At 60.0% G+C, this 25,896-nt stretch carries 29 protein-coding genes and 1 tRNA gene; 15 read left to right on the top strand and 15 right to left on the bottom strand.

The window, feature by feature from the left end; all coding sequences use genetic code 11:
- Positions 1–27: 27 nt before the first annotated feature.
- Positions 28–915, top strand: coding sequence for an amino acid ABC transporter permease (locus tag GUC32_RS05255; RefSeq protein WP_019454099.1), 888 nt, complete (start codon positions 28–30; stop codon positions 913–915).
- Between the two features lie 9 nt (positions 916–924).
- The gene (locus GUC32_RS05250; protein ID WP_025301825.1) at positions 925–1,752 is read left to right on the top strand and encodes an amino acid ABC transporter ATP-binding protein; all 828 of its coding nucleotides are present in this window, start codon (positions 925–927) and stop codon (positions 1,750–1,752) included.
- A 36-nt stretch (positions 1,753–1,788) separates the two neighbouring features.
- On the opposite strand, the gene GUC32_RS05245 is transcribed toward GUC32_RS05250, so the two are convergent.
- Positions 1,789–2,298 carry a VOC family protein gene (locus GUC32_RS05245; RefSeq protein WP_043135732.1) on the bottom strand — a complete coding sequence of 170 codons (510 nt, stop codon included), beginning with the start codon at positions 2,296–2,298 and terminating at the stop codon, positions 1,789–1,791.
- 166 nt (positions 2,299–2,464) lie between these two features.
- On the opposite strand from GUC32_RS05245, the gene GUC32_RS05240 reads away from it, so the two are divergent.
- Both GUC32_RS05240 and GUC32_RS05235 read left to right on the top strand, forming a co-directional pair.
- A complete protein-coding gene (locus GUC32_RS05240; RefSeq protein WP_025301823.1) occupies positions 2,465–2,944 on the top strand; it encodes a cold-shock protein in 480 nt (159 codons plus the stop codon).
- Between the two features lie 81 nt (positions 2,945–3,025).
- Positions 3,026–3,187: a YnfU family zinc-binding protein gene (locus tag GUC32_RS05235; RefSeq protein ID WP_015376921.1), complete on the top strand. Its 162-nt coding sequence runs from the start codon at positions 3,026–3,028 to the stop codon at positions 3,185–3,187.
- Between the two features lie 6 nt (positions 3,188–3,193).
- Here GUC32_RS05235 and GUC32_RS05230 read toward each other — a convergent pair whose 3' ends face one another.
- The 8 genes from GUC32_RS05230 to GUC32_RS05195 form a co-directional block, all read right to left on the bottom strand.
- Entirely contained in the window at positions 3,194–4,642 is a 1,449-nt protein-coding gene (locus GUC32_RS05230; protein WP_038628979.1) for a GGDEF domain-containing protein, read from the bottom strand.
- A gap of 630 nt (positions 4,643–5,272) precedes the next feature.
- Positions 5,273–5,824: a flavodoxin family protein gene (locus GUC32_RS05225; protein ID WP_004940045.1), complete on the bottom strand. Its 552-nt coding sequence runs from the start codon at positions 5,822–5,824 to the stop codon at positions 5,273–5,275.
- Between the two features lie 327 nt (positions 5,825–6,151).
- The gene (locus GUC32_RS05220) at positions 6,152–7,684 is read right to left on the bottom strand and encodes a glycosyltransferase family 39 protein (protein WP_049209324.1); all 1,533 of its coding nucleotides are present in this window, start codon (positions 7,682–7,684) and stop codon (positions 6,152–6,154) included.
- Positions 7,685–7,809: 125 nt separating this feature from the next.
- Positions 7,810–7,953 carry a hypothetical protein gene (locus GUC32_RS05215; RefSeq protein WP_016928795.1) on the bottom strand — a complete coding sequence of 48 codons (144 nt, stop codon included), beginning with the start codon at positions 7,951–7,953 and terminating at the stop codon, positions 7,810–7,812.
- Positions 7,954–8,062: 109 nt separating this feature from the next.
- Positions 8,063–8,389 (bottom strand): gamma-glutamylcyclotransferase family protein, encoded by a 327-nt coding sequence (locus tag GUC32_RS05210; protein ID WP_049206185.1) that lies wholly within the window; start codon positions 8,387–8,389, stop codon positions 8,063–8,065.
- A 133-nt stretch (positions 8,390–8,522) separates the two neighbouring features.
- Positions 8,523–8,599: transfer RNA gene (locus GUC32_RS05205), tRNA-Arg, on the bottom strand.
- A gap of 96 nt (positions 8,600–8,695) precedes the next feature.
- Entirely contained in the window at positions 8,696–8,992 is a 297-nt protein-coding gene (locus tag GUC32_RS05200) for a hypothetical protein (RefSeq protein WP_043135724.1), read from the bottom strand.
- The gene (locus GUC32_RS05195) at positions 8,989–9,198 is read right to left on the bottom strand and encodes a hypothetical protein (protein ID WP_025301819.1); all 210 of its coding nucleotides are present in this window, start codon (positions 9,196–9,198) and stop codon (positions 8,989–8,991) included. Before GUC32_RS05195 ends, GUC32_RS05200 begins: the two co-directional genes overlap by 4 nt.
- A gap of 205 nt (positions 9,199–9,403) precedes the next feature.
- Here GUC32_RS05195 and folD point away from each other — a divergent pair, with 205 nt between their 5' ends.
- Both folD and ybcJ read left to right on the top strand, forming a co-directional pair.
- A complete protein-coding gene (gene folD / locus GUC32_RS05190; RefSeq protein WP_016928798.1) occupies positions 9,404–10,270 on the top strand; it encodes a bifunctional methylenetetrahydrofolate dehydrogenase/methenyltetrahydrofolate cyclohydrolase FolD in 867 nt (288 codons plus the stop codon).
- 10 nt (positions 10,271–10,280) lie between these two features.
- Positions 10,281–10,493, top strand: coding sequence for a ribosome-associated protein YbcJ (ybcJ, locus tag GUC32_RS05185; RefSeq protein ID WP_025301818.1), 213 nt, complete (start codon positions 10,281–10,283; stop codon positions 10,491–10,493).
- Between the two features lie 61 nt (positions 10,494–10,554).
- Here the strand turns inward: ybcJ and cysS are convergent, their stop codons facing one another.
- Entirely contained in the window at positions 10,555–11,940 is a 1,386-nt protein-coding gene (gene cysS, locus GUC32_RS05180; protein ID WP_025301817.1) for a cysteine--tRNA ligase, read from the bottom strand.
- Positions 11,941–12,249: 309 nt separating this feature from the next.
- Here cysS and ppiB point away from each other — a divergent pair, with 309 nt between their 5' ends.
- From ppiB to purK, 4 genes are all read left to right on the top strand, one after another.
- On the top strand, positions 12,250–12,744 hold the full coding sequence (gene ppiB, locus GUC32_RS05175) for a peptidylprolyl isomerase B (protein WP_025301816.1): 495 nt from the start codon (positions 12,250–12,252) through the stop codon (positions 12,742–12,744).
- Positions 12,745–12,754: 10 nt separating this feature from the next.
- Complete coding sequence (locus GUC32_RS05170) at positions 12,755–13,477, top strand: UDP-2,3-diacylglucosamine diphosphatase (RefSeq protein WP_043135719.1); 723 nt, start codon at positions 12,755–12,757, stop codon at positions 13,475–13,477.
- Positions 13,478–13,626: 149 nt separating this feature from the next.
- Positions 13,627–14,151 (top strand): 5-(carboxyamino)imidazole ribonucleotide mutase, encoded by a 525-nt coding sequence (gene purE, locus GUC32_RS05165; protein ID WP_025301815.1) that lies wholly within the window; start codon positions 13,627–13,629, stop codon positions 14,149–14,151.
- Positions 14,148–15,215, top strand: coding sequence for a 5-(carboxyamino)imidazole ribonucleotide synthase (gene purK, locus GUC32_RS05160; protein ID WP_004940189.1), 1,068 nt, complete (start codon positions 14,148–14,150; stop codon positions 15,213–15,215). Before purE ends, purK begins: the two co-directional genes overlap by 4 nt.
- 63 nt (positions 15,216–15,278) lie before the next feature.
- On the opposite strand, the gene GUC32_RS05155 is transcribed toward purK, so the two are convergent.
- The 3 genes from GUC32_RS05155 to ybbA all read right to left on the bottom strand — a co-directional run bounded on the left by GUC32_RS05155 (position 15,279) and on the right by ybbA (position 20,158).
- The gene (locus tag GUC32_RS05155) at positions 15,279–16,685 is read right to left on the bottom strand and encodes a sugar porter family MFS transporter (RefSeq protein WP_043135713.1); all 1,407 of its coding nucleotides are present in this window, start codon (positions 16,683–16,685) and stop codon (positions 15,279–15,281) included.
- A gap of 357 nt (positions 16,686–17,042) precedes the next feature.
- Entirely contained in the window at positions 17,043–19,475 is a 2,433-nt protein-coding gene (gene ybbP, locus GUC32_RS05150) for a putative ABC transporter permease subunit YbbP (RefSeq protein WP_025301813.1), read from the bottom strand.
- Positions 19,472–20,158 (bottom strand): putative ABC transporter ATP-binding protein YbbA, encoded by a 687-nt coding sequence (ybbA, locus tag GUC32_RS05145; protein WP_369435591.1) that lies wholly within the window; start codon positions 20,156–20,158, stop codon positions 19,472–19,474. Before ybbA ends, ybbP begins: the two co-directional genes overlap by 4 nt.
- Here ybbA and tesA point away from each other — a divergent pair.
- From tesA to GUC32_RS05130, 3 genes are all read left to right on the top strand, one after another.
- On the top strand, positions 20,129–20,767 hold the full coding sequence (tesA, locus tag GUC32_RS05140; RefSeq protein WP_161800806.1) for a multifunctional acyl-CoA thioesterase I/protease I/lysophospholipase L1: 639 nt from the start codon (positions 20,129–20,131) through the stop codon (positions 20,765–20,767). The two genes, ybbA and tesA, sit on opposite strands and share 30 nt — an antisense overlap.
- 26 nt (positions 20,768–20,793) lie before the next feature.
- On the top strand, positions 20,794–21,570 hold the full coding sequence (locus GUC32_RS05135; protein WP_004940195.1) for an SDR family oxidoreductase: 777 nt from the start codon (positions 20,794–20,796) through the stop codon (positions 21,568–21,570).
- 77 nt (positions 21,571–21,647) lie between these two features.
- Positions 21,648–22,502, top strand: coding sequence for a co-chaperone YbbN (locus GUC32_RS05130; RefSeq protein WP_025301810.1), 855 nt, complete (start codon positions 21,648–21,650; stop codon positions 22,500–22,502).
- A gap of 112 nt (positions 22,503–22,614) precedes the next feature.
- Here the strand turns inward: GUC32_RS05130 and cfa are convergent, their stop codons facing one another.
- Entirely contained in the window at positions 22,615–23,766 is a 1,152-nt protein-coding gene (gene cfa, locus GUC32_RS05125) for a cyclopropane fatty acyl phospholipid synthase (RefSeq protein ID WP_025301809.1), read from the bottom strand.
- A 320-nt stretch (positions 23,767–24,086) separates the two neighbouring features.
- Here cfa and GUC32_RS05120 point away from each other — a divergent pair, with 320 nt between their 5' ends.
- Both GUC32_RS05120 and GUC32_RS05115 read left to right on the top strand, forming a co-directional pair.
- The gene (locus tag GUC32_RS05120; protein ID WP_004940203.1) at positions 24,087–24,992 is read left to right on the top strand and encodes an SPFH domain-containing protein; all 906 of its coding nucleotides are present in this window, start codon (positions 24,087–24,089) and stop codon (positions 24,990–24,992) included.
- 2 nt (positions 24,993–24,994) lie between these two features.
- On the top strand, positions 24,995–25,456 hold the full coding sequence (locus tag GUC32_RS05115; protein ID WP_025301808.1) for an NfeD family protein: 462 nt from the start codon (positions 24,995–24,997) through the stop codon (positions 25,454–25,456).
- Here the strand turns inward: GUC32_RS05115 and cueR are convergent.
- Complete coding sequence (cueR, locus tag GUC32_RS05110) at positions 25,453–25,854, bottom strand: Cu(I)-responsive transcriptional regulator (protein WP_025301807.1); 402 nt, start codon at positions 25,852–25,854, stop codon at positions 25,453–25,455. The two genes, GUC32_RS05115 and cueR, sit on opposite strands and share 4 nt — an antisense overlap.
- Positions 25,855–25,896: the final 42 nt, after the last annotated feature.

The raw sequence follows: 25,896 nt of genomic DNA, 5'->3' as shown, positions 1-25,896 counted from the left end.
CCCTTTATCTGTATCGGGAGACATGACATGTCCAAACAAGAAGTCTTGAAAGTGGTGCCCGCCCGCTATCCGCTGCGGCTGATCGGCGCGCTGTTTTCGCTGTTTATTCTGGCCGCCATCGTGCAATCGGTGGCGGGTAACGCGCGCTGGGAATGGGGCGTGTTCGCCGAGTGGTTCTTCGCGCCGGCGGTACTGGCGGGGCTGGGGCAAACCCTGCTGCTGACGCTGCTCGGTACGCTGTTCAGCATCCTGTTCGGCACCCTGTTGGCGCTGGCGCGCCTGTCGCGCTCCTACCTGCTGGCGTCGCTGGCCTGGGGCTATATCTGGCTGTTTCGCTCTCTGCCGCTGATCCTGGTGCTGATCATTCTGTACAACTTCTCCTATCTGTATGACGCCATCTCGCTGGGCATTCCCTTCACCTCCGTGGTGTTCGCCAGCTTTCCCACCATCGACATTCTCGGCCAGTTCGCCGTGGCGGTGCTGGGCCTGACGCTGGTGCAGTCCGCCTACACCGCCGAGATCATCCGCGGCGGCATCCTGGGCGTGGATTACGGCCAGCACGAGGCGGCGGCGGCGCTGGGCCTGCCGGGCTATCGTCGCACCTTCCGTATCATTCTGCCGCAGGCACTGCGCTCCATTATTCCGACCGGCTTCAACGAGATCATCAGCCTGGCGAAAGGCACCTCTATCGTTTACGTGCTGGCGCTGCCGGAGCTGTTTTACACCATTCAGGTTATCTATAACCGCACCCAGCAGGTGATACCGCTGCTGATGGTCGCCACCGTCTGGTACCTGTTCATCACCACCGCGCTGTCGGTGATCCAATACTATATCGAGCGCTATTTCGCCCGGGGCGCGGTGCGCGAATTGCCGCCGACGCCCTGGCAGAAACTGGCCGGCTGGCTAAAACGTTAGGAGACCAACATGTCTGAAGCCATTGATTATTACGCCTTGCCCGAGCAGCCGGTACGCAATCTCACCCCGGTGCCGGCACGCGGCCTGATCGAAATCAGCAACGTTAGCAAGTTCTTCGGCAAACACAAGGCGCTGGACGACGTCAGCCTGACGCTGCAGCCGGGCACCGTGACCGTGATCCTCGGCCCTTCCGGCTCCGGCAAATCGACGCTGCTGCGGGCGATCAACCACCTGGAGCGCGTCGACGAGGGCTTTATCCGCATCGACGGCGACTACGTCGGCTACCGCCGCAAGGGCAACCGGCTGTACGAGCTGAAGGAAAAGGCCATCCTCCGGCAGCGCATCAACGTCGGCTATGTGTTCCAAAATTTCAACCTGTTCCCGCACCTGACGGTGCTGGAAAACATCATCGAAGCGCCGGTGGTGCACAAAATTCACTCCCGCGAGCGGGCGAAGGCGGTCGCCTATGAGCTGCTGGATACCGTCGGGCTGCGCCACAAGGCGGATGCCTACCCGCGCCACCTCTCCGGCGGCCAACAACAACGCATCGCCATCGCGCGCGCGCTGGCGCTGAACCCGAAGGTGATCCTGTTCGATGAACCGACCTCCGCGCTCGATCCCGAGCTGGTCGGCGAAGTGCTGGACGTGATTAAGGGGTTGGCGGATCTGGGTGTCACGCTGGTGGTGGTCACGCATGAAATCGGCTTTGCACGCGAAGCGGCGGATCGGGTGGTGTTTATGGTCGACGGGCAGATCGTCGAACAGGGCGACGCCAGGCAGGTGCTGTCCCAACCGCAGCATCCGCGCACCGTTAACTTCCTCAACAAAGTGCTGTGATCGTCGGGGCGCCGTGGCGCCCCACACCTGAGCCGCTTATAGGCCGGCGAAACGCCGCTTCTCGGCGGCGAAATCCAGCGGGCGGATCCCCTGCTGGTTTTTATCCTCGTCGGTCAGCAACGCCGGCGGAATAAACCAGGTCACCTCGAACAGCAGCCCGTCCGGATCGTGACCATAAATACTTTTGTGCACGCCATGATCCTCTTCCAGCCCGAGAATACCGCGTTCGGCCAACTGGTGACGAATGCGCTCCAGCTCTTCCAGACTGTCCACTTCCCAGGCCAGATGGTACAGCCCGGCCGGTGGCTCATGCTCCGCCGGCGGCTCGTTGTTGGCGCGAAACACCCCGGCGCGCTGCTGGCCCAGATTCTTGCTGAACAGTGCCAAATCGTGATCGTTTTCCGAATCGGCGGCCTGGGTAAATACTGCGCGATCGGGGCTGTCGGACGGCTTCAGCTTGAAGCCCAAGACCTGATGATAAAAGTCGGCGCTCTGCCGCACATCGCTGACATACAGCACGGCGTGATTGAGACGTTTGATGCCCATCGATATTCCTTTTTCGCATTGAATGAAGTCAGCATGAACATAGCATGTGGCCAGGAAGCCGCTAAATGCCGTTATCGCATGACTAAATGCCGCCCGCGCAATCTGTCGCTGCAAGGCATTCCGCGCTATCATAAGCGCTGTATTGAACCCTTTTGTGAGAATAGCGATGAACGGCAAGATAACGACTTTTTTTGAAGACAAAGGCTTCGGCTTTATTACCGACGAGAACGGAGAAAATCGTTATTTTCACGTGATTAAAGTGCAGAACCCGGAGCTGATTAAGAAAAACGCGGCGGTCACCTTCGAGCCAACCAACAACACCAAAGGCCCGTCGGCTTATGCGGTAAAAGTGTTGGCGCCCAGCAAATACATCATCATCGCCAATGAAAGAATCAAGATCACCAGCATCAAGTCTTTTAATACCTTCACCAAGGAAGTGCCGGTCAAAGCCGACGTGGATAAAGAGAACACCGTGCTGTCGGTCGGCCTGCTGATGAACCGCATTCGCCCACAGTCCGAAGATCAGGCGCAGACCATGCAAACGCTGCGCATGCTGACCATTACCACCTTCCAGAACACCACCCATACCTTCTCCGAGCACGAGATCGATATGGATGAAACCATCAAGGCGCTGAAAAGCCTGTAAGTATCTGCGTACGGAAAATAACCAACGAAATTTGTCGTTGCCTGTGTTAGCGTGAGTTTTCACCTGACACAGGCTATTGATATGTCCGATTCCAGCAGCGTCAAAGGTTTTATCAACCGCTCCACCCAAATCGTCTGCCCTAAATGCGGCTATGTTACCCGGCAAAAATGCGCAGCAATGCTGCAAGATGTGATACTGATTTGCCCTAATTGCGAAACCCGCTTCGAGCCCAGGCAAGGCTGAAAACGGTTAACGGAACAGGATATGCTCGACGCTGTTGCCGTTGATCACGTTGAACGACTCCACCCGATTACGCCCCTGCGATTTGGCGCGATACAGCGCGATATCCGCCATATTCATCAGCTGTTCCAACGATTTCACCTCATTCATCGCCAGGCTGGCGACGCCGACGCTGATGGTGATTTTCAACGTCTGCTTGCCTTCCGCCTGCAGCTCCGTCTGCTCCACCAGCCGGCGCAAATGTTCCCCCAGCGCCACGCCCTGCGCCGCCAGCGCGCGCGGCAGCATGATAGCAAACTCTTCCCCGCCCAAGCGGCCGAACAGCTGATCGTGACGCAGCTCGCGCCGCACGATGTGCGCGAACGACGCCAAAACCTGATCGCCGGCGCTGTGGCCGTGCGTATCGTTGATCTGCTTGAAATGATCAATGTCGATCAGCAGCAGCGACACCGCCTCTTTGGAACGGTGTTTATGCTCCAGCAACTCGCCCGCTTTGCGGGTCATCGCGCTGCGCGCCAGCACCCCGGTCAGAAAATCGTGGTTGGCACTGTGCTCCAGACGTCGCATCAGCTTGCGGTTGGCGGCGATGGAGCTGGCGAGGATCAGCGGCCCCATCACCAGCATGGCGATGCCCAATCGGGCGGACATCAGGGTATCGAGGAAGGCGTTGTGGTTGTTCGGCGTTTCATAAAGCACCAGGTTGGCAGAAATGCTGCTGATCTCGGTCATGCCGGTCAACAGCGTCAGCAACGTCACGGGGAACAGCGGGTAGCGTACCGCGCACCACAGCAGCGCCGGGATCGGGAAGGCGATGGCGCCCGGCCCGCCGATATAGACGCTGAACGCCAGCGACAGCAGCAACGCCAGCAACGGCAGGCAGCCTTTCAGGCGCCAACGTACCTGCATGCGCAGCAGTTGCTTCAGCCGCGGCGCCGCCATCAGCACCGGCAACAGCAGCAAGGTCGTCGAGAATTGCTCACTGAACCAAGCCAGCCAGGCGATCACCACCGTGTTGTTATAGAGGCTATCATTACGCAGCACCGACAGCGTCGACGCCACCGCCGCGCCGGCCAAACTGGCGCTGAACATATAGAGTATCGCCTGGGGCTTGCCCATGCGCCGTTGAGATTGTGGCAGCATCAGCATGATGCCGTAACCGACGGCGATCAGCGACATGTTGCAGGCGTTCAGCCACAGCGCCAGAGACCAACCTTCGCCGGTGCTGAGATCGGCGGCGACCATGCCCAGATAGGTGGTAAGCCAGCCGAGCGGCGTGCCGTAAATGGGTTTGCGCAGCAGCAGACCGAGCAGAATCGCATTCACCGGCCAAAATAAGGAAAGCGAGCCAATCGGCCGGCTAAGAATACCCACCAGGGAAAGCAAAAAAGCCAGCATGAAAAGATTGATCAGCTGAACCGTTAGCGGCAGGCCATGCCTGGCGTTTATTCTGGCGTTCATCGCCTTGCCCATATTTTGCTAATAACCAGAATAATAATGTGCATACTCTCTCGCCCGGCCAGTGAGGGATAGTCAACCCGGATTTCAACCAAAAAAGCCAGACAAATCAATAATAAAAAACGTTAACATTTAATTAACAGACTTTTCTTAGCCCCGTTCGGCTGCGGCGGGCACACCCGCGTAGCGTCAGCAAATAATGGCTACTCTGCTGTCAGCATAGCGCATAGCGTAATAGGTCGCCGACGGCGTCAATTACATTAATAAGCTTGTGGTTATTGGTCGTTGAATGATGTTTGAATAACTGCGCGATTATTTTCCTGCAACTGGGCCGCCCGTGCAATAACAACCCAAAAAAAGCCCGCATGAAGCGGGCTTGCTTGAACAACAGCAAATCGACAGTTACAACACGGCCATGCCTTGAATGCCCGTGTTGCCACGCAGTATAGCGGTGAAAGCTTAAGCAGACCTTAGCAACAAAAAACCCGGCCTAGGAACCGGGAATATTTGTACGAAATGCAGTGTTAGCCCAAGCAGGCTAATAACATTTCGCAGCCTACACGCCAATTGTGCAGAGAAAATGAACGCGGCATCCGTTCAACCGCACCGCCACCCCATCTACACGGTAAGGCCTTACGCCAGTTTGGCGGCAAAGCCCGCTACGCGCTGGCCATAGAGCTTGGCGGTCGCCAGATCGCCCGACAGCATCTCATCCACGCCGGCATCCGCCGGGGTCTGCACCAGCAGCCCCACCGAACCGCCCAGGTTATTGACGTCGGTACGCTGCGCCGATTTGGTGTTGGCCGGCAGCAGCCCCAGACTGACCCACAGGCCGCCATGTTGCGAAGCCAGCGTCTGCAGCGCGATCAACGTGACCTGCTTGTCGCCGTTCAGGCTGGCGCTGTTGGTAAAGCCGCCGAACACTTTGTCCTGCCACTTGCGGCCGAACCAGGCTTTGGAGCTCGCGTCGGCGAATTTCTTGAACTGCCAGGACGGGCCGCCCATATAGGTCGGCGAGCCAAAGATGATGGCGTCCGCCTCATCCAACGTCTGCCAGGCTTCGTCGCTGATGTCACCGTTCTGATCGATGGCGATCAGTTCCGCCCCCGCACCTTCCGCCACGACTTTCGCCAAACGCTCGGTATGGCCGTAGCCGGAATGAAACACCACTACTGTCTTCGCCATAGAAATTCTCCACTCATTGCACAAAGGCACCGACGGCGCCCCCTCTCGCGTTCAATCTAATCAAGCGCGCAGCGGCTGAATACCGAATAAAACTGACGGTGTTATTCAAAAAAATCGCGTTACGCACCGCCGGGTATGCGCAGATAAAAAAAATCCCGCACAAGGCGGGATAAACTTAACAGGGATGGGGTAATACACTACAGGGAATGGATAACACACAACATCATCGGGTAGAGCTACAGTACCAATCCCAATGTATAGAACTGTCATCCCCGCGTAAGTTTGCTCGGCCAGATGTAACGCCGAATGGGAAATATGACATTTTGCTCAACGCACCACGAACAGGCGCGATTCGAAACCGCCGCTTTTGAAGGTGCCGGTATTGACCCATCCCGGCGGCGAACGGCCGAAGTCCTGATTGAAATCGCCGCCGCTGACCAGCCAGACCCGGCGATGGCCTTTCGCTAACGCGCTGAGATTATCGACGTAAGTCTGCGCCGCCCGATCGTGGAAAAAGGTGCCGAAACCATAGGCATTGGGCTTGCCCGAAATGCCGTTGGGCCTGGCCGGGGTATACAACAGGGCGCGATAGCCCTGCTTGTTGTAATACACATAGCTCAGATAGTTGAACATGTTGCTGACCACCACTGCATCGTTAGGCTGATAGAGACTGTTGATGTAGTGCACCATCACTTTGAACTCATCTTTCTCGACCGGGTAATCGTTACGCACGCCGCAGCCGAACAGCAAACTGAAGAACAGCAGCAAAGAAATCCCGCGCACCCGGCTTTTCGTGCCGGCGATCAGCACGCCCAACACCAGCGGAATGCCCAGCGCGGCCGAATAGAGGTAGCGATCGACAAACAGCGGCGAGCGCCAGGAAATGGCGAATACCAACGTCACCGGGATCAGAATGCCGCCGAGCAGCAGCAGCGAGAATGTTCTCGGCGTCTCCCGCCGCCACAGTAGCAATGAACATAAGGCGATAAACATCGCCGGCAGCAGCCAGAGAATGACCGTCGGATAATTGCTGCCATCATGCCCAGTGAGAAAACGCCAATACATCGCCGGCAGATCGCCCCAGGAAACCTGAGGGATCCAACCGACGTCGCCGCCGACCCGCAGCTCGGCGATATGCGCCAGCAGATTGAACAGCACCAGCAGCCAGGGAATGTAGGCCACCCCGATCGCCACATTGGCCAGCCACCACGCCGGCTGCTTGATGTAACGTACGCCTTCGCGGCGGCACGACAGCGCCAGCAGCACCAGCCAGTGAGCGATCAGCGTAAAAATCGTGAAGTAGTGGGTATAAAAGCTCAGCGTCATCAACAGCGCATACAGCGCCAGATAGCGGCGGTTATCCGGTGTTTTCAGCCATTTTGCCAGCACCATGGCGGCGGCGATCGCCAGCAGCCCCATCAGCGCATACATGCGCGCCTCCTGGCTGTAACGCACCGCCATCGGCATGATTGCCATCAGCCACCCCGCTATCAGCGCCGCCCGCTCATTGGTCAACCAACGGGTAAAACGCATCGCCAGCGCCACCGTCATCACGCCGAACACCAGGCTCAGCGAGCGGGCCGCCATGATGCCGTCGCCAAACAGCGCCATCCAGCCATGCAGCAACAGGTAATAAAGCGGCGGGTGAACATCGAAAGAAGCGTGGTACAGCAAAGCGCCCACGTCATAGCGGCTGGTCAGTACGCTGGAGGCTTCATCGCACCAAAAATACCGATCTGATAAGGAAATAAATCGCACGATCGCCGAAAACGCCACGATCGCCAACGCGTAATGTTTGTAACCGATGCCCTTTAAGCCGTTGTTGCTCAAAGAAACATTCGATACCTGCTGCAGTGACATAACGGCATTCCGCCCAAGAGAACCACACCGTGTGGAGACGCAGCGTCATCATTGCCGACGGCGGGTAAATGGCGGGTAAATCAGTGCGAAAAAGTCGGTGCAATCACCGCGGCGCCGCACGGCCCTCAGCGGATTTCAACGCTGATATCCGGGTAGGCTTTCTCCCCGTCGCTGAGGTAATGCCCCAACGCCCGGTAAGCCATGACGTACAGCACGGCGGCGGCGCACAGGCACAGCAAGGTCACGAGCAGGAATCTGGATTTGCGCACGATAGGCTCCATGGGGAAATTTTCGCCTATTGTAGCGCGGCAAAATAAACGAAAGTTCAATTGCCGGCGGGTCAAGCGCCTCGCACTCACTCGGCGAGGCGGCTTCATCTCATTTCTTCAACATGTAGATAAACGAATCGACGGTTTCGCCGCCGGCGGTGGAGACGCTGACCGCCACCCGTTCATACCCCTCACCTTCGAACGCATCGAGAGTCGGCCAGTGGTTGACGAGATTAGCTGAACGGAACAGAAAACCGTTCACCCGATTGCCGCTGTTATCCAACACGATGCCTGGGTAGCCCATCTCGGCGCCCCAGCCTTCGTTAAGCAGCGATCCGCCGACGCTGCCTTCTTCCCAGCTGCCGCCGATGGCTTCCATAATGTGCGCGTTGGGTCTGCCCGGCCCCAGGGTGCCGTAAACGAATAAGCTTTGCATGTTGCTCTCTGCCACTGACTAAAAGTTAGCGAACGAACATAGCATGGCGCTCAATGGCGAGCCAACGAGAGTATGGATTACGCAGTCGAATTTTTGAGGGAACAAGTCGGGGGGAAGAAAATCAAGGAAGTAATGGCACGCCCTATAGGATTCGAACCTATGACCTACGGCTTAGAAGGCCGTTGCTCTATCCAACTGAGCTAAGGGCGCATTGAGATGCGGCAACCTGTGGTTGCGGGTTGCGATTATACGGTCAGAGGTTAGCGAGTCAATGCCTTTTCATGACGTTACGGCGGCGACGGCGCTTTATGGCGTTTTTTCCGCCAGCGCCCGCGCTATGTTACGGTGCGCCAGGCCGACCGCGGTATCGCCTGGTGTGCGCTCAGCCTCTTGCCGCCCACCGCCCCGCCGCAGACAAAGGCGCGTAGACTGTACCACTGCGGCAATATCCCCCCAATCGGCATGCTCAACCACCTGCATATTGCAGGTCGCTTCCCCCCTTTCCCCCAATGCGGAGTCAGGGCGTGCGCTGTTTAAGGATGCCTGGCTCCACGGCGCCCAAGCCAGCAATAGCGCGCAACCTCCCCATGCGCTGCCGTTCATGCGCACAGCTTCCGCCACAGCGCGCTCAGGCGCGCCCGCCACGACGGCGCTGCCTGGTGCTGGCCGAGCTGATGCAGCGCGGTGAGTTGCGCACTGCCCGCCGGATGCCGTGAAGAATCGAACACCGTCTCCCCTACGTGTTTAGGCTCCGCCGGTTGCTGATCAGGTTGATGATGCAACGGATAAAGCCGGGTTATCGCTCTCATGATCCTGCCCTCTTTCGCCCTGTGTATGGCCCCAGCGTATGCAAATGCAGGTAAAAATGGCGTAGAGGATCCTGAGGCCGATATAAAAAAAGCGTAAATCGCCGTCGGCAACGGCGGCGAGGGTGATTCTGCGCCTGACAGCGCGCTCAGCTTCTGCCAGAATAGCGGCATCCCCGCTTTTCTTAATTGATGGATTTCCACACTGATGTCAGCAAAGATTATTGATGGTAAAACGATTGCGCAGCAGGTTAGAAACGAAGTGGCTGAGCAAGTGAAACAACGTCTGGCGGCCGGCAAGCGCGCCCCAGGGCTGGCGGTTGTGTTGGTCGGCGAGAATCCGGCTTCGCAAATTTACGTCGCCAGCAAGCGCCGCGCCTGCGATGAAGTCGGCTTCCTTTCCCGCTCCTACGACCTGCCCGCTGCCACCAGTGAAGCCGAGCTGCTGGCGTTGATCGACCAGCTGAACGCCGACGCAGAAATCGACGGCATTCTGGTGCAGCTGCCGCTGCCGGCCGGCATCGATAACGTCAAGGTGCTGGAACGCATCCACCCGGACAAAGACGTCGACGGCTTCCACCCGTACAACGTCGGCCGCCTGTGCCAGCGCGCGCCTAAGCTGCGCCCGTGCACGCCGCGCGGCATCGTCACCCTGCTGGAGCGTTATAACATCGATACCTACGGCCTGAACGCCGTGGTGGTCGGCGCGTCCAACATCGTCGGCCGCCCGATGAGCATGGAGCTGCTGCTGGCCGGCTGCACCACCACCGTCACCCACCGCTTCACCAAAAATCTGCGTCATCACGTCGAGAACGCCGATCTGCTGGTGGTGGCGGTCGGTAAGCCGGGCTTCATTCCGGGCGACTGGATCAAACCGGGCGCCATCGTGGTGGACGTCGGCATCAACCGTCTGGAAAGCGGTAAAGTGGTCGGCGACGTCGATTTCGACGCCGCCAGCGAGCGCGCCGCCTACATAACCCCAGTACCGGGTGGCGTCGGCCCGATGACCGTTGCTACACTGATCCAAAATACCTTGCAGGCCTGCGAGGAATATCACGACGTTCAACCTAAATAAGTAAGGCAGTATGGAAATTTTCAATCTGGACAATCATCCCCACGTCGAACTGTGCGATCTGCTGAAGTTCCAGGGCTGGTGTGAAAGCGGCGGCGGCGCCAAAGAAGTCATCGCCGAAGGGCGGGTGAAAGTCGACGGCAAGGTCGAAACCCGCAAACGCTGCAAGATCGTCGCCGATCAGGTCGTGGAGTTCAACGGCGGCAAGGTCATGGTTAAACCCTAACCCGCAGCCATAGAAAAAGGCGCTGAATTCAGCGCCTTTTTTGTTTTTCCCTGCGGCCGGATTACTTACGGCGCCAGGTGGTGCCCTGCGGGCCGTCTTCCAGCACGATGTTCATCTCGTTCAACCGATCGCGAGCGGCATCCGCCAGCGCCCAATCCTTCGCGGCGCGCGCTTCGTTACGCTGTTTGATCAGCGCTTCAATCTCCGCCACTTCGCCGTCGTCAACCTGAGCGCCCCCTTGCAGGAACTGCTCCGGCTCCTGCTGCAGCAGGCCGAGCACGTTCGCCAGCTTGCGCAGTTCCGCCGCCATGCCGTTGGCCGCCGCCATGTCTTCACCCTTCAGGCGGTTAACTTCGCGCGCCAGATCGAACAGCGCCGAGTAGGCTTCCGGGGTGTTGAAGTCGTCGTCCATCGCTTCGCGGAAGCGGGCTTCGAACGCTTCGCCGCCGGCCGGTGCGGCATCGGCGTCGGTACCGCGCAGCGCGGTATAGAGGCGCTCCAGCGCGGTGCGCGCCTGTTTGAGGTTCTCTTCGCTGTAGTTCAGCTGGCTGCGATAGTGGCCGGACATCAGGAAGTAACGCACCGTCTCCGCATCGTAATGGCCGAGCACGTCGCGGATGGTGAAGAAGTTATCCAGCGATTTGGACATCTTCTCTCTGTCGATCATCACCATGCCGGAGTGCATCCAGTAATTGACGTACGGCCCGTCGTGGGCGCAGCTCGACTGTGCGATCTCGTTCTCGTGGTGCGGGAACATCAGATCGGAACCGCCGCCGTGAATGTCAAAGTGGGTGCCCAGCTGCTTGCAGTTCATGGCGGAGCATTCGATGTGCCAGCCTGGACGGCCCGGCCCCCACGGCGACTGCCAGCTCGGCTCGCCCGGCTTGGACATCTTCCACAGCACGAAATCCATCGGGTTGCGCTTCACGTCGTCGATTTCCACGCGCGCGCCGGCCTGCAGCTGATCCAGATCCTGGCGCGACAGCAGCCCGTATTGCGGATCGCTGTCGATGGAGAACATCACGTCGCCGTTGCTGGCCACATAGGCGTGATCGCGATCGATCAGGCGCTGGGTGATCTCGATGATCTCGGCGATATGCTGGGTCGCGCGCGGCTCTTGATCCGGGCGGTCGATCAGCAGCGCGTCGAAGTCGGCGTGCATTTCCGCCAGCATGCGTTCGGTCAGCTGGTCGCAGGTTTCATGATTTTCCGCCGCGCGGCGGATGATTTTGTCGTCCACGTCGGTGACGTTGCGCACGTAGTTCAGCGAATAGCCGAGGTAGCGCAGGTAACGCGCCACCACGTCGAAAGCGACAAAGGTACGACCGTGGCCGATGTGACACAGGTCATAGATGGTTACCCCGCACACGTACATGCCCACTTTCCCGGCATGAATGGGTTTGAATTCCTCTTTTTGACGACTCAGGGTATTAAAAATCTTTAGCATCGGGAGATTCCGTGGTGTGCGTGATAACAAAAAAGATAACCGGGCTTCAGGTTTTCCGCCCGGTAGCGTATTGAAACCTGAAGCCTGATCTATTGCAAGGTTAAGGCCATGCTTTGCTGATTTCACGCGAATAAAATGCGCGAAATTCGGCGGTCGGCGTAATTGTTATAATATAACATAAATGCAATTACCACAGACAGTGCGCGGTTGAGCCGCTGCTGACTCGCTGGGGCGGATATGTTATAAGGGCGGTCTGAATGTTCACTCGCTTTACGTGACGTCTCACTTCACCTTGTTAGGATTAAAACTATGGTTACTTTCCACACCAATCACGGCGATATCGTTATCAAGACCTTTGCTGACAAAGCGCCGGTTACCGTTGAAAACTTCCTGAACTACTGCCGCGCCGGTTTCTACGACAACACCATCTTCCACCGTGTGATCAACGGCTTCATGATCCAGGGCGGCGGTTTCGAGCCGGGCATGAACCAGAAAGCGACCAACGCGACTATCAAGAACGAAGCCAACAACGGTCTGAAAAACACCATCGGCACCCTGGCAATGGCACGTACCAACGATCCGCACTCCGCCACCGCACAGTTCTTCATCAACGTGGCTGACAACGACTTCCTGAACTTCCGCGGCGAAAACGCGCAAGGTTGGGGCTACTGCGTGTTTGCAGAAGTGGTTGAAGGCATGGACGTGGTCAACAAGATCAAAGGCGTGAAAACCGGCCGCAGCGGCATGCACCAGGACGTACCGGTAGAAGACGTCGTGATCAACAGCGTGACCGTCAGCGAGTAATCGCGGCTGCATGAGTACGCTGTTCATCGCAGATCTGCACTTGTGCGCACAGGAACCGGCAATCACTGCCGGTTTTCTGCGTTTTTTACGGCGCGAAGCGGTGCACGCCGACGCGCTGTACATCCTCGGCGACCTGTTTGAAGCCTGGATCGGCGACGACGATCCCGAGCCGCTGCATGCGGAGATCGCCGCGGCGCTGAAAACGTTGCAACAGGCCGGCGTGCCCTGCTATTTCATCCACGGCAACCGCGATTTTCTGCTCGGCAAACGCTTCGCCCGCGCCAGCGGCATGCAGCTGCTGCCGGAAGAAAAAGTGCTGGAGCTGTACGGCCGCAGGATCCTGATCCTGCACGGCGACACCCTGTGCACTGACGATCAAGCCTATCAGCAATTCCGCCGTAAAGTGCACAACCCGCTGATTCAAAAACTGTTCCTCGCGATGCCGCTGCGCTGGCGACTGAAGATCGCCGCCAAGATGCGCGCCCGCAGCCAGCAATCCAACCAGTACAAGTCGGACGCCATCATGGACGTCAACCCGCAGGCGGTCGAGCAAACCATGCTGCGCCACGACGTGCACTGGATGATCCACGGCCATACCCATCGCCCGGCGGTGCACCGGCTGGCATTGAGCAACGGCGAAGCCCATCGCGCGGTGCTGGGTGCCTGGCACGTCGAAGGATCGATGATCAAAGTCAGCGCCGACGCCGTCGAGCTGATCTCATTCCCATTCTGAATTCCGCACTGGCGCGCGAGTAAAAATTCGCGCTTTCGACGGTGAAAACCGGCGACGCAACCGTTTTCCTAGCCGTGCGCTCATGGTATGCTCTACGCCCTCATTCGGCCCTCAGCCGACGCCAGAAAAATCACAGGAGCCTTACACCCATGGGAGCCAACGCCGCTTCAGCCGCCACTACCGGGGCTAAAATCGCAATTGTAATGGGATCGAAAAGTGACTGGGCCACCATGCAGTTCGCCGCCGAAGTCCTGACCCAGCTCGATGTCCCCTTCCATGTCGAAGTCGTTTCCGCTCACCGCACGCCGGACAAGCTGTTCAGCTTCGCCGAGCAGGCTGCCGCCAACGGCTTTGACGTGATCATCGCCGGCGCCGGCGGTGCGGCGCACCTGCCGGGCATGCTGGCGGCGAAAACCCTGGTGCCGGTGCTGGGTGTGCCGGTGCAAAGCGCCGCGCTGAGCGGCGTAGACAGCCTGTACTCCATCGTACAGATGCCGCGCGGCATTCCGGTGGGCACGCTGGCGATCGGCAAAGCCGGCGCCGCCAACGCCGGGCTGCTGGCGATGCAGATCCTGGCGCTGCACGACGCCGCGCTGGCGCAGCGTTTGGCGGACTGGCGTCAGGCGCAGACCGAAGACGTCTTGAACCACCCCGATCCGCGGGAGGACGCATGAAGCCGGTTTGCGTACTGGGCAACGGCCAACTGGGGCGCATGCTGCGCCAGGCCGGCGAACCGCTGGGCATCGCCGTCTACCCTGTCGGCATCGATGCCGAACCTGAAGCGGTGCCGTATCAGAACAGCGTCATTACCGCCGAGATCGAACGCTGGCCAGAAACCGCGCTGACGCGCGAGCTGGCGACCCACAGCGCCTTCGTCAACCGTGACATCTTCCCGCGTCTGGCGGATCGCCTGACGCAAAAACAGCTGCTCGACCAGCTCGGCCTGGCGACCGCGCCGTGGCAGCTGCTGGCGAGCGCCGCCGAATGGCCGCAGGTGTTCGCTGCGCTGGGCGAGCTGGCGATCGTCAAACGCCGGGTCGGCGGCTATGACGGCCGCGGTCAATGGCGCTTGCGCCCGGGCCAGGAAGCCGAACTGCCGGCCGACGCCTATGGCGAGTGCATCGTCGAGCAAGGCATCAATTTCTCCGGCGAAGTGTCGCTGGTGGGCGCGCGCGGCCACGACGGCCGTTCGGTATTCTACCCGCTGACCCACAACCTGCATGAAGACGGCATCCTGCGCACCAGCGTGGCGCTGCCGCAGCCCAACCCGGCACTGCAGCAACAGGCCGAGCAGATGCTGGCGGCGATCCTGAACGAGCTGAACTACGTCGGCGTGATGGCGATGGAGTGCTTTATCGTCGGCGATCGGCTGCTGATCAACGAACTGGCGCCGCGCGTGCACAACAGCGGCCACTGGACGCAAAACGGCGCGTCCATCAGCCAGTTCGAATTGCACCTGCGCGCGATTCTCGGCCTGCCGCTGCCGCAGCCGGTGGTGAGCACGCCGTCGGTGATGGTCAACCTGATCGGCACCGCCGTCAACGAACAGTGGCTGTCGCTGCCGCTGGTGCATCTGCACTGGTATGAGAAAGAGGTGCGCCCGGGCCGCAAGGTCGGCCACCTCAATCTGAACGACCCGAGCGCCGCCGATCTGCGCCAGGCGCTGCAGGCGCTGGCACCGCTGCTGCCGGGTGAATACCAAAGCGGGCTGGCCTGGGCACAGCAGAAGCTGGCTTAACGGTTTATACCGCCGAAAAGAAGAAGGTTCAGCCCAGGCTGAACCTTTTTTTTGCCGCAAAGATCAACGCGAGCCGATGTTACGCAACGGTTTGCCGGCCATCAGATTGCGTTCAATATGTTCCAGAGAAATATTTTTCGTTTCCGGGATCAGCGCCAGCGTGATGAAAACAAACAGCACGTTAAGCCCCGCATAGACCCAAAAGGTGTGAGCGCTACCCAACGAATTCAGCATGGTCAGGAATGTCGCCCCCACGATCATATTGGCGATCCAGTTAGTGGCGGTGGAACAGGTGATGCCGAAATCGCGGCCTTTCAATGGCTGGATCTCTGAGCACAGCACCCAAATCAGCGGGCCGGCGCTCATGGCAAAGCCGACGATAAACATCAGCAGCATGACGATGGCGAAATATTGCTCCGCCGCCGAGTTCATGCCGATGTTCATCATGGTTCCCAGCGCCCCCATGCCGACGGCCATCACGATAAACCCAAGGATCAAAGTGGGCTTGCGGCCCCAGCGGTCTACCAGCCCAATAGCGATAAAGGTGGCCAGCACGTTGACCAGACCGACGATCACCGTGCCCCACATCTGCTGTTCCGTACTGGCGAAGCCCGCCAGACCGAAAATCTTCGGCGCGTAATACATGGTGACGTTCATCCCGGTGAACTGCTGCATCACCTGAAGAAGAATGCCAAGGAAAACCGCGCGGCGGAAATTTTTATTGCCTTTGAACAACGCCCAACCGCTTTGCTTCAGTTTGAGGCTTTCACGAATTTCATTCAGTTCATACTGCGCCTGGGCACTGCTGTCGCGCAGCTTCTCCAACACCTGACGCGCCTGCTCATGACGATTGCGCGAGGCCAACCACCGCGGGCTGTCAGGTAAAAAGAACACGCCGACCAACAACAGCCCGGCCGGGATGGTGATGACGCCCAACATCCAGCGCCAGGCACCGGTATAGCTGAATGCCGTATCAGACAGGTAAGCGGCCAGAATGCCGATGGTGATCATCAATTGATACATCGAGATCATGCTGCCACGGATTTTCTCCGGCGCGATTTCAGAAAGATAAATCGGCGCGGTATAAGAAGCGATCCCCACCGCCAATCCCAGCAGAATACGTGAAACGATCAACACCTCCACGTTGGGGGCGAACGCAGAACACAGCGATCCCGCCACGAAGAGGATAGCGCCGATCATCAAACTGTATTTGCGCCCCAGCCGGAAGTTCATCCAGCCGCTGCCGATAGCGCCGACGGCGGCGCCAAACATCATTGAGCTGACCACCCACTCCTGCTGAGAGCTGGTGATCTGAAAAGTCTCGGTAATAAACGGCAGGGCGCCGGCGATCACGCCGATATCAAGACCGAACAGCAGGCCGGCCAAGGCGGCTAAAAAACAGACGAAAAAAGTCATGCCGACATGAGTCGGGCTTTTCTCCGCCGGTGTCACTTTGACGGTATCGCTCATACAGCCTCCAGGAGAAAACGGTCATCAGTGTGCGACATGATAGGAGGCAATGCGTCGAAGATAAGTGAGTGCGATCACATTAGTGAAAACGGTTACATTCCATTAAAAATGGATATGCTGTTTTTCAAGGTGGATAAAGTCGCTTAATTTATGCATAACCCTATAAATTAATGCATATAATAGGCGAAACCGACCTGATATCCGTTGCACCGATTATCAAAGGTAGCCGTATTGACACAACATAAGTGTAATCGATTTCACTCAAGGTAGGCATGAAGAGGAATAGCGCCAGTAACGCGCCCAAGAAAAACGGCAGGCCCGGCCACGCTTGGCGGCAACGGACCTGCGACAGCAAGATCAGCCCTCATAACTGCGGAACAACGCCCGGCCGCGCAGCAGGCGCACGCCCAGCCAGCCGCCGCACAGCGACAGCAGCAGCGCGCTGGCCAGCGGCAGCGCCCACCACAGCACCGGCGTCGGCGTCCACGGGAAGTCAAACACCCGGCTCTGCAGCAGCCACAGCGCCGCCTCGGCGCCTACCGCCGCCGCGATGCCCGCCACCAGCCCCAGCAGGGCGAACTCGCACCACAGCGTGCGGCGCAGCAGCCGTTTGCCGGCCCCCAGCGTGCGGTACACCACCAGCTCCTGGCGGCGCTGACGCATGCCGACCTGCACCTGTGCCAGCAGCAGTAGGCCGCCGCACAGCACCACCAGCACCACCATCACCTCCAGCGCGCGGCTGACCTGTTGCAGCACGCCGCCGACCTGTTTCAGGATCGCGCCGATGTCCAGCAGGCTGAGCGTTGGGAACTGGCGGTTGAGCTGGGTCAGCATCTGGCCGTCGCCGTCGTAGCGGAAGCTAGTGAGCCAGGTCTGCGGCTGGCCGTCCAGCGCGCCCGGCGGGAAGATAAAGTAAAAGTTCGGCTTCAGGCTTTCCCAATCCACCTGGCGCAGGCTGGTGACTTTGGCGCTGAACGCCTGGGTATCGCCGCTGAAGGTCAGCGTGTCGCCCAGCGTGATCTTCAGCCGCCCGGCGATACCTTCATCCATCGAGACTTCGCCGCTTTTCGGCGGCCAATTGCCCGCCACCAACGGATTGTGATCCGGCAGTTCGGCCAGCCAGGTCAGGTTCAGCTCACGGTTCACCGCCTCGCCGCCCGGATCGTCTTCATGCACCCGTTCGGTCGCCACCTGCTGGTTTATCTCGGTCAGGCGCACCCGGACGATCGGGTAATAGGTTTCCGGTTTGATCTGGTGCTGCTGCAGGAAGGTTTTCACCTGCGGCACCTGCGCCTCGGTCATGTTGAGCAGGAAATAGTTCGGGCTGTCCGGCGGCAGCTGTTGCTGCCAGCGTTCGAGCAGATCGCCGCGCAGCACCAACAGCAGCGCCAGCAGCATGAACGACAGCGAGAACGCCGCCAGCTGGCTGATGGTCACCCACGGCTGATGCAGCAGGCGGTTGACCGCCAGCCGCAGCGCCAGGCTCTTGAGCGTGATGCGGCGCAGCAGCAGCAGGCTGCCCCAGCCGATGCCGCCCAGCAGCAGCGCCAGTACCGCCATACCCGCCAGAATCGCCCACAGCAGCGTGCTGGCCCCCATCAGCGTCACCAACAGCGCCACCACGATCGCCACCGTCACCGGCAGGAAGTAGCGCAGCGGCCAGACGTTGGCCACCACATCGCGGCGCAGCACCCGCAGCGGCTGGGTAGCCAGCAGCTGGCGATACGGCCGCAACCCGACCAGCAGCGAAATCAGCACCAGCGCGCCGAGCGCCCACAGCCACGGCCAGGCGCCGGCGGCGGGCAATGCAGCCGGCAACACCGGTTTCAGCAGGCGAATCAGCAGCGCTTCGAACGCCAGCCCGATCGCCCCGCCGCACACCGCCGCCAGTGCCATCACCGCCAGCCACTGGCCGACGATCAATTTACGCAGCGCGCCGCGCCCGGCACCAAGAGTTTTCAGCACCGCAATCAGATCGTAGCGGCTGCGGCAATAGTGGCTCATCGCCACCGCCACGGCAGCGATCGACAACAGCAGCGTCAGCAGAGCCGACAGCAGCAGGAACTGTTGGGAGCGCTGCAGCGACTTGCCGAGCGCGCTGCCGGACTCCTGTAGCCCGAACCAGCGCTGATCCGGCGTCAACTGCGGCGTCAACCGCGCTTCGTAACGCTGAATATCCGGCTCGGCGCCGGCGAACATGTAGCGGTAGGTCAGCCGGCTACCCGGCTGCACTGCGCCGGTCTTATCGACGTCCGCCAGGTTGATCATGATGCGCGGCGCGGTCTGGAACGGATTGAAACCGGCGTCCGGCTCCTGAATGATTTCACCGGCGATGCGCAGCGTGGTGTCGCCCACCTCGAGCGAATCCCCCACTTTCACGTTCAGCAGCGCCAGCAAACGCGGCGCCACCAGCACGCTGCCCGGTTCGGGCTGGATGTTGGCCGGGCGCGTTTCCAGCTTGCCGTACAGCGGATAGGCCAGATCGGTGGCTTTCACGTCCGCCAGCTGCGGCCGATCGCCGGCATAGGTCATGGTGGTGAACGACAGCTGACGACTCACCTTCAGCCCCTGTTGCTGCGCGTCCAGCAGCCAGCCTTCCGGCACCGGATGCGCGCTGCGCAACACCCGATCGCCGGCGATAAAGTCACGGCTCTGCTGGCTGAGCCCTTTGTCCATGCGATCGCTGATGCTGCCCAGCGCCAGCACGCAGGCCACGGAGAGCGTCAACGCCAACCAAACGATCAGCAGCGACGGCGAGCGCCATTCGCGCCAGAACCAGCGCCAGATCATGCTTCCTCCCACAGCTTGCCTTCACGCAGCCGCAGCCGCCGCTGGCAGCGCGCCGCCAGGGTTTCGTCATGGGTCACCAGGATCAGGGTAGTGTCAAAATCGCGGTTGAGGGAAAACAGCAGGTCGGCGATGCGATCGCCGGTCTGACGATCGAGGTTGCCGGTCGGTTCATCGGCGAACAGCACCCGCGGTCGGCCGCTGAAGGCGCGCGCCAGCGCCACGCGCTGCTGCTCGCCGCCGGACAGCTGCGCCGGCAGGTGATCGAGCCGTTTCCCCAGCCCCAACTGATCGAGCAGTTGCACCGCCTGCTCGCGGCTCTGTCTGTCGCTCTCGCCGCGCAACAGCGCCGACAGCTGCACGTTCTCCAGCGCGTTCAGCGTCGGCACCAGCATGAACGACTGAAACACGAAGCCGACATTCCTGGCGCGCAGCGCGGCGCGCCCCTCTTCGTCCAGCGCGGTCAGCGACTCGCCGAGCAAGCGCACCTCGCCTTCGCTGCCGTCATCCAGCCCGGCCAAAATGCCCAGCAAGGTCGATTTCCCCGATCCGGATTCGCCGATCAGGGCGATCGTCTGCGCGGGTTTGACAAGCAGCTCGACTCCGGTAAGGATGGTGAGCTGATGCTCACCCTGACCAACGTGTTTACTAAGATGATGAACTTCAAGAACGTTTTCCGCTGGCATCTTCCCTTCCTTTTGCTGTTGGGATTATTCAGTTTACGCGCTGCCGCCGCCGATACCTTGTTGATTTTGGGCGACAGTTTAAGCGCCGGCTACCGCCTGCCGATCGAGCGGGCGTGGCCGACGCTGTTGGCCGAACAGTGGCAGAAAAAATCGGGCGCGCCGCAGCTGGTCAACGCCAGCATCAGCGGCGACACCGCCGCGCAGGGGCTGGCGCGTCTGCCCGCGCTGCTGAAACAGCATCAGCCGCGCTGGGTGCTGATCGAGCTGGGCGCCAACGACGGCCTGCGCGGCTTCCCGGCGCAGGACGTACAGCGCGATCTCGGCCAAATCATCACGTTGGTGCAGCAAGCCGGCGCGCAGCCGCTGCTGATGCAGATCCGCATCCCGCCGAACTACGGCCGCCGCTATACTGAAGCGTTCAGCGCCGTCTACCCGGCGCTGGCCAAACAGTTCAACATTCCGCTGCTGCCGTTCTATATGGAACAGGTGGTGGTGAAGCCGGAATGGATGCAGGATGACGGATTGCACCCCAATGGGGATGCCCAGCCGTTTATCGCCACCTGGATGGCGGAGCGCCTGGAGCCTCTAGTAAAGCATGAGTCTCACTAAATTAGGGTCGTACACTAGGTAAAGTTATGCAAAAAGCGGTATTGATAACCGGCTGTTCCAGCGGGATTGGCTTGATTGCGGCGCAGGATCTGCGCAACCGCGGCTACCGGGTGCTGGCTGCCTGCCGCAAACCGCAGGACGTGGAAAACATGCGCCAGCTCGGGCTGGAAGGCATCGAGCTGGATCTGGACGACAGCGCCAGCGTCGAGCGCGCCGCCGCCGAGGTGATCGCGCTGACCGACGGCCGCCTGTACGGCCTGTTCAATAACGGCGGTTTCGGCGTTTACGGCCCGCTCAGCCGCATTTCGCGCAGCCAGCTTGAGCGGCAATTCGCCACTAACCTGTTCGGCACCCACCAACTGACCCAACTGTTGTTGCCCGCGATGTTGCCGCACGGCGAAGGGCGCATTATTCAGACCAGTTCGGTGATGGGCCTGGTTTCCAGCGCCGGGCGCGGCGCCTACGCCGCCAGCAAGTTCGCGCTGGAAGCCTGGTCGGACGCGCTGCGCATGGAGCTGCACGGCAGCGGCATTCAGGTCAGCCTGATCGAACCGGGGCCGATCTCCACCCACTTTAGCCAGAACGTCAACCAGGCGCAGAGCGACAAGCCGGTGCACAATCCCGGTATCGCCAAGCGTCTGACGCTGCCGCCGGAGGCCATTCTGCCCAAATTGCGCCACGCGCTGGAAAGCCCGCGCGCCAAATTGCGCTACCCGGTGACCCTGCTGGCGCACGCCATGAGCGTGCTGCGCCGCATTTTGCCGGGCCGCTGTCTGGATTGGCTGCTGCGCAGCAACGCTTAATTCGCCCGCCGGGGTTGAAGAATGGCGGCGCGCCCCCATCTACACCCCATGGCTCCGCACGATCAGAGAGAAAAAAGATGCTAGCTCAAGCTGTTGTTGATATTAACGAAACTAACCTGCACCAGACGCTGGAACAATCGATGTCCATTCCGGTGCTGTTCTACTTCTGGTCCGAGCGCAGCCAACACTGCCTGCAGCTCACGCCGGTGCTGGACAAGCTGGCGGCGGAATACGCCGGTCAGTTCATTCTGGCCAAGGTGGACTGCGACGCCGAACAGATGATCGCCTCGCAATTCGGGCTGCGTTCCATTCCGACGGTCTACCTGTTCAAAGACGGTCAGCCGGTCGACGGCTTCCAGGGCCCGCAGCCGGAAGAAGCGATTCGCGATTTGCTGCAGCGTTTCCTGCCGAAGGAAGAAGATCTGAAACTGGCACAGGCGCAGGAGCTGCTGGCCGCCGGCAACGCCGCCGAAGCGCTGCCGCTGCTGAAAGACGCCTGGCAGAGCAGCCAGCAGCGCAGCGACATCGGTCTGACGTTGGCCGAAACCCAGATCGCCCTCAGCCGCAGCGAAGATGCCGAAGCTGTGCTGGCGACCATCCCGCTGCAGGATCGCGATACCCGCTATCAGGGCCTGGTGGCGCAGATTGAACTGTTGAAGCAGGCGGCGGACACGCCGGAAATCCAGCAGCTGCAACAACAGGTGCAGCAGCAGCCGGACAACGTCGAACTGGCGGTGCAGCTGGCGCTGCAGCTGCATCAGGTCGGGCGTAACGAAGAAGCGCTGGAACTGCTGATGGGGCATCTGAAGAAGGATCTGGCCGCCGCCAACGGCAGCGCGCGCAAAACCCTGATGGACATTCTGGCCGCGCTCGGCACCGGCGACGCGCTGGCCGCTAAATATCGCCGCCAGCTGTACTCCCTGCTGTACTGATATCCGTCATACTTGAAGCTGCATCCAGGCGGCAAATGTGAAAAGCCCTGGGAGCTTAGATAACTAAGTGACCAGGGCTCGAACGTGCAGCCAGCTTGAAATATGACGGGGATTAGCGATAGACCCGCACCCCGCCCTCCACGCCCGCCGGGCTGAACAACACCTGCCACAGCTGAATGTTGCGCGAACGGAACGCGCCGGCGCAGGCGTTCAGGTAATAGGTGAACATGCGTTCGAAGCGCTCGGAATAACCGCCCATCAGATCCGGCCACGCCCGTTTGAAATTCTCCAGCCAGGCCATCAGCGTGCGATCGTAATCGGCGCCAAAGTTGTGCCAATCCTCCATCACGAAACGCCCTTCGCTGGCCTCGGCGATATGCCGCACCGAAGGCAGGCAGCCGTTGGGGAAGATGTATTTGTCTATCCAGGCGTCGACGTTGAGATCGGTTTGATTGGAACCGATAGTGTGCAACAGGAACAGACCGTCGGGCTTCAGGTTGCGCGCCGCGACGCTGAAGTAGGTCTCGTAGTTTTTCGGCCCGACGTGCTCGAACATGCCGACCGACACGATGCGATCAAACTGACGATCCAGATCGCGGTAATCCTGCAGCAAGATCTCGACGTCCAGCCCGGCGCAGCGTGCCTGCGCCAGCTTCTGCTGCTCGGCCGAAATGGTCACGCCGTGCACCGAGACGCCGTAGTTTTGCGCCGCAAACTGCGCCAATCCGCCCCAGCCGCAACCGATATCCAGCAGCGTCATGCCCGGTTTCAACTGCAGTTTTTCGCAGATCATCCTGAGCTTGGCCTGCTGCGCCTGCTCCAGCGTCTGCGCCTCTTTCCAGTAGCCGCAGGAGTATTGCATATAAGGATCGAGCATCGCCCGGAACAGGTCGTTGCCGATGTCGTAGTGCTCTTTGCCCACCTGCCAGGCACGCTTGCGCGATTGGCGATTGAACAGCCGGGCATAGGCGATGCGCGCGATGTCGCTCAGGCTTTTCGGCAACCGTTCATCGACGCCGGCCTGCAGAATGCGGGTGAACAGCATGTCCAGCCGTTCGCACTCCCACCAGCCGTCCATATAGCTTTCGCCGAAGCCGAGCGAGCCTTCCTGCAAAATGCGTTTGAACAGCGCCGGGTTATGCACCCGGATATCCCAGGCGCGCGGGCCGTTGATGGCGACGCCGGCTTCCGCCAACATCTCCTCCACAATGCGATACCAACGATCCTTCTTCTGGGCGAGTTCATCAACACTGAGCGAATCCATAACAATCCTTGGCCGAAATGTCATTTCAAAAAGCATAGTCGCAAATAAAAATGACAACTTTTTGACGGTAAATACAGGGGGTGTTTTTACTCTAGCCAAGGCGAGCAACAGCATGAAATGAATAAAAATTATTGAAATCATGCCATTTAGGCATACTTATTTTTCAGCTGTGCCACACTTGTCGTGACAACACTCTGTTCCAGACGCGGGATCCACCGCTCGCGGGTTGCGTCAGCGCCCTGGATTAAGTCGCGGTATCAGTAGGCATTTTTCCGGCGCTGACGTAATATCTGTTTACATATGTCTGACAGGAGGTTTGCATGCTTACTTTTATTCCCATCGTGATCGTCGTCGCGCTGATTGTGGTGTTCGCCGGCGTCAAAATTGTGCCGCAGGGGTTCCAATGGACGGTAGAACGCTTCGGCCGCTACACCAAAACGCTGATGCCGGGGCTGAACCTGGTGGTGCCGTTCATGGACCGCATCGGCCGCAAAATCAACATGATGGAGCAGGTGCTGGATATCCCTTCCCAAGAGGTGATTTCCCGCGATAACGCCAACGTCGCCATCGACGCGGTGTGCTTCATCCAGGTGGTCGATCCGGCGCGCGCCGCCTACGAGGTTAGCAACCTCGAACAGGCGATCGTCAACCTGACCATGACCAACTTCCGCACCGTGCTCGGCTCGATGGAGCTGGACGAAATGCTGTCGCAGCGCGACAGCATCAACAGCCGCCTGCTGCACATCGTCGATGAAGCGACCAATCCTTGGGGGGTGAAAATCACCCGTATCGAGATCCGCGACGTGCGGCCGCCGGCGGAACTGATCGCCTCGATGAACGCCCAGATGAAGGCCGAGCGCACCAAGCGCGCCGACATCCTGGAGGCAGAGGGGGTGCGTCAGGCGGCCATTCTGCGCGCCGAGGGGGAGAAACAATCGCAGATCCTGAAGGCCGAGGGCGAACGCCAGTCGGCGTTCCTGCAGGCGGAAGCGCGTGAACGCGCCGCCGAGGCCGAGGCGCGCGCCACCCAGCTGGTATCCGACGCCATCGCCAGCGGCAACATTCAGGCGGTGAACTACTTCGTGGCGCAGAAATACACCGACGCGCTGCAAAAGATCGGTTCCTCCAACAACAGCAAAGTGGTGATGATGCCGCTGGACGCCAGCAGCCTGCTCGGCTCGATCGGCGGCATTACCGAACTGCTGAAAGAAAGCAAAGGCAAATAATCATGCTCGAACTGATCGCGGCGAATCCGCTGTGGTTCTGGCTCTCTCTCGGGGGCGTGTTGCTGGCGGCGGAAATGCTCGGCGCCGGCGGCTACCTGCTGTGGAGCGGTGTGGCGGCGCTGTTGGTCGGCGCCCTGATCTGGCTACTGCCGCCGCTTTCCTGGGCATGGCAAGGCATGATCTTCGCCGTCCTGACCGTCGTCGTCGCTTACCTGTGGTGGTACTGGCTGCGTCGGCGCCCGGCAGCCGCATCCGGCGGGTCGCCGGTGCTCAACCAGCGCAACCGCCAGCTGATCGGCACCCGCGCCACGCTGACGGAGCCGATGCACAACGGTATGGGGCGCATTAATATCGGCGACAGCAGCTGGCGCGCGCAGGCGGCGGAAGATCTGCCCGCCGGCACCGAGGTGGAAGTGGTGGCGGTGGAAGGGGTCACGCTGGTGATCCGCGCCATCAGCCGTTAATTAGAACGACAACACCCCGCCAGGTTATTGATGATGGGGCACTCCGCCCCCTCATCGCCCGGGCATTGTTCCGCCAGCGTCAGCAGGCGCTGGCGCATGTTCCCCAGCTCGCTGATGTGCTTTTCGATCTCCGCCACCTTCTGCAGCGTGCGTGCCTTCACGTCGGCGCTGTGGCGGGCCGGATCGTTGAACAACGCCACCAGTTCGCGGCACTCGTCCAGGTTGAAGCCCACCTGCCGCGCCTGACGCAGCAGCGTCAGCTCTTCGACATGCTTGGCGGAATAGTGGCGGTAACCGTTGTCGCTGCGGATCGGGGCGGTAATCAGCGCTTTCTCTTCGTAAAAACGAATCGTCTTGCTGGTTAACCCGGTTTTTTTCGCGACGTCGCTAATATTCATTTTCCCTCCTTGACCTTACCCTTGCTGGAAGGTTTAAGCTCC

This window comes from Serratia sp. NGAS9, from assembly GCF_009905295.1.
In the GTDB taxonomy this organism is placed as follows: domain Bacteria; phylum Pseudomonadota; class Gammaproteobacteria; order Enterobacterales; family Enterobacteriaceae; genus Serratia; species Serratia bockelmannii.
This window is presented reverse-complemented; position numbering and strand designations above follow the sequence as displayed.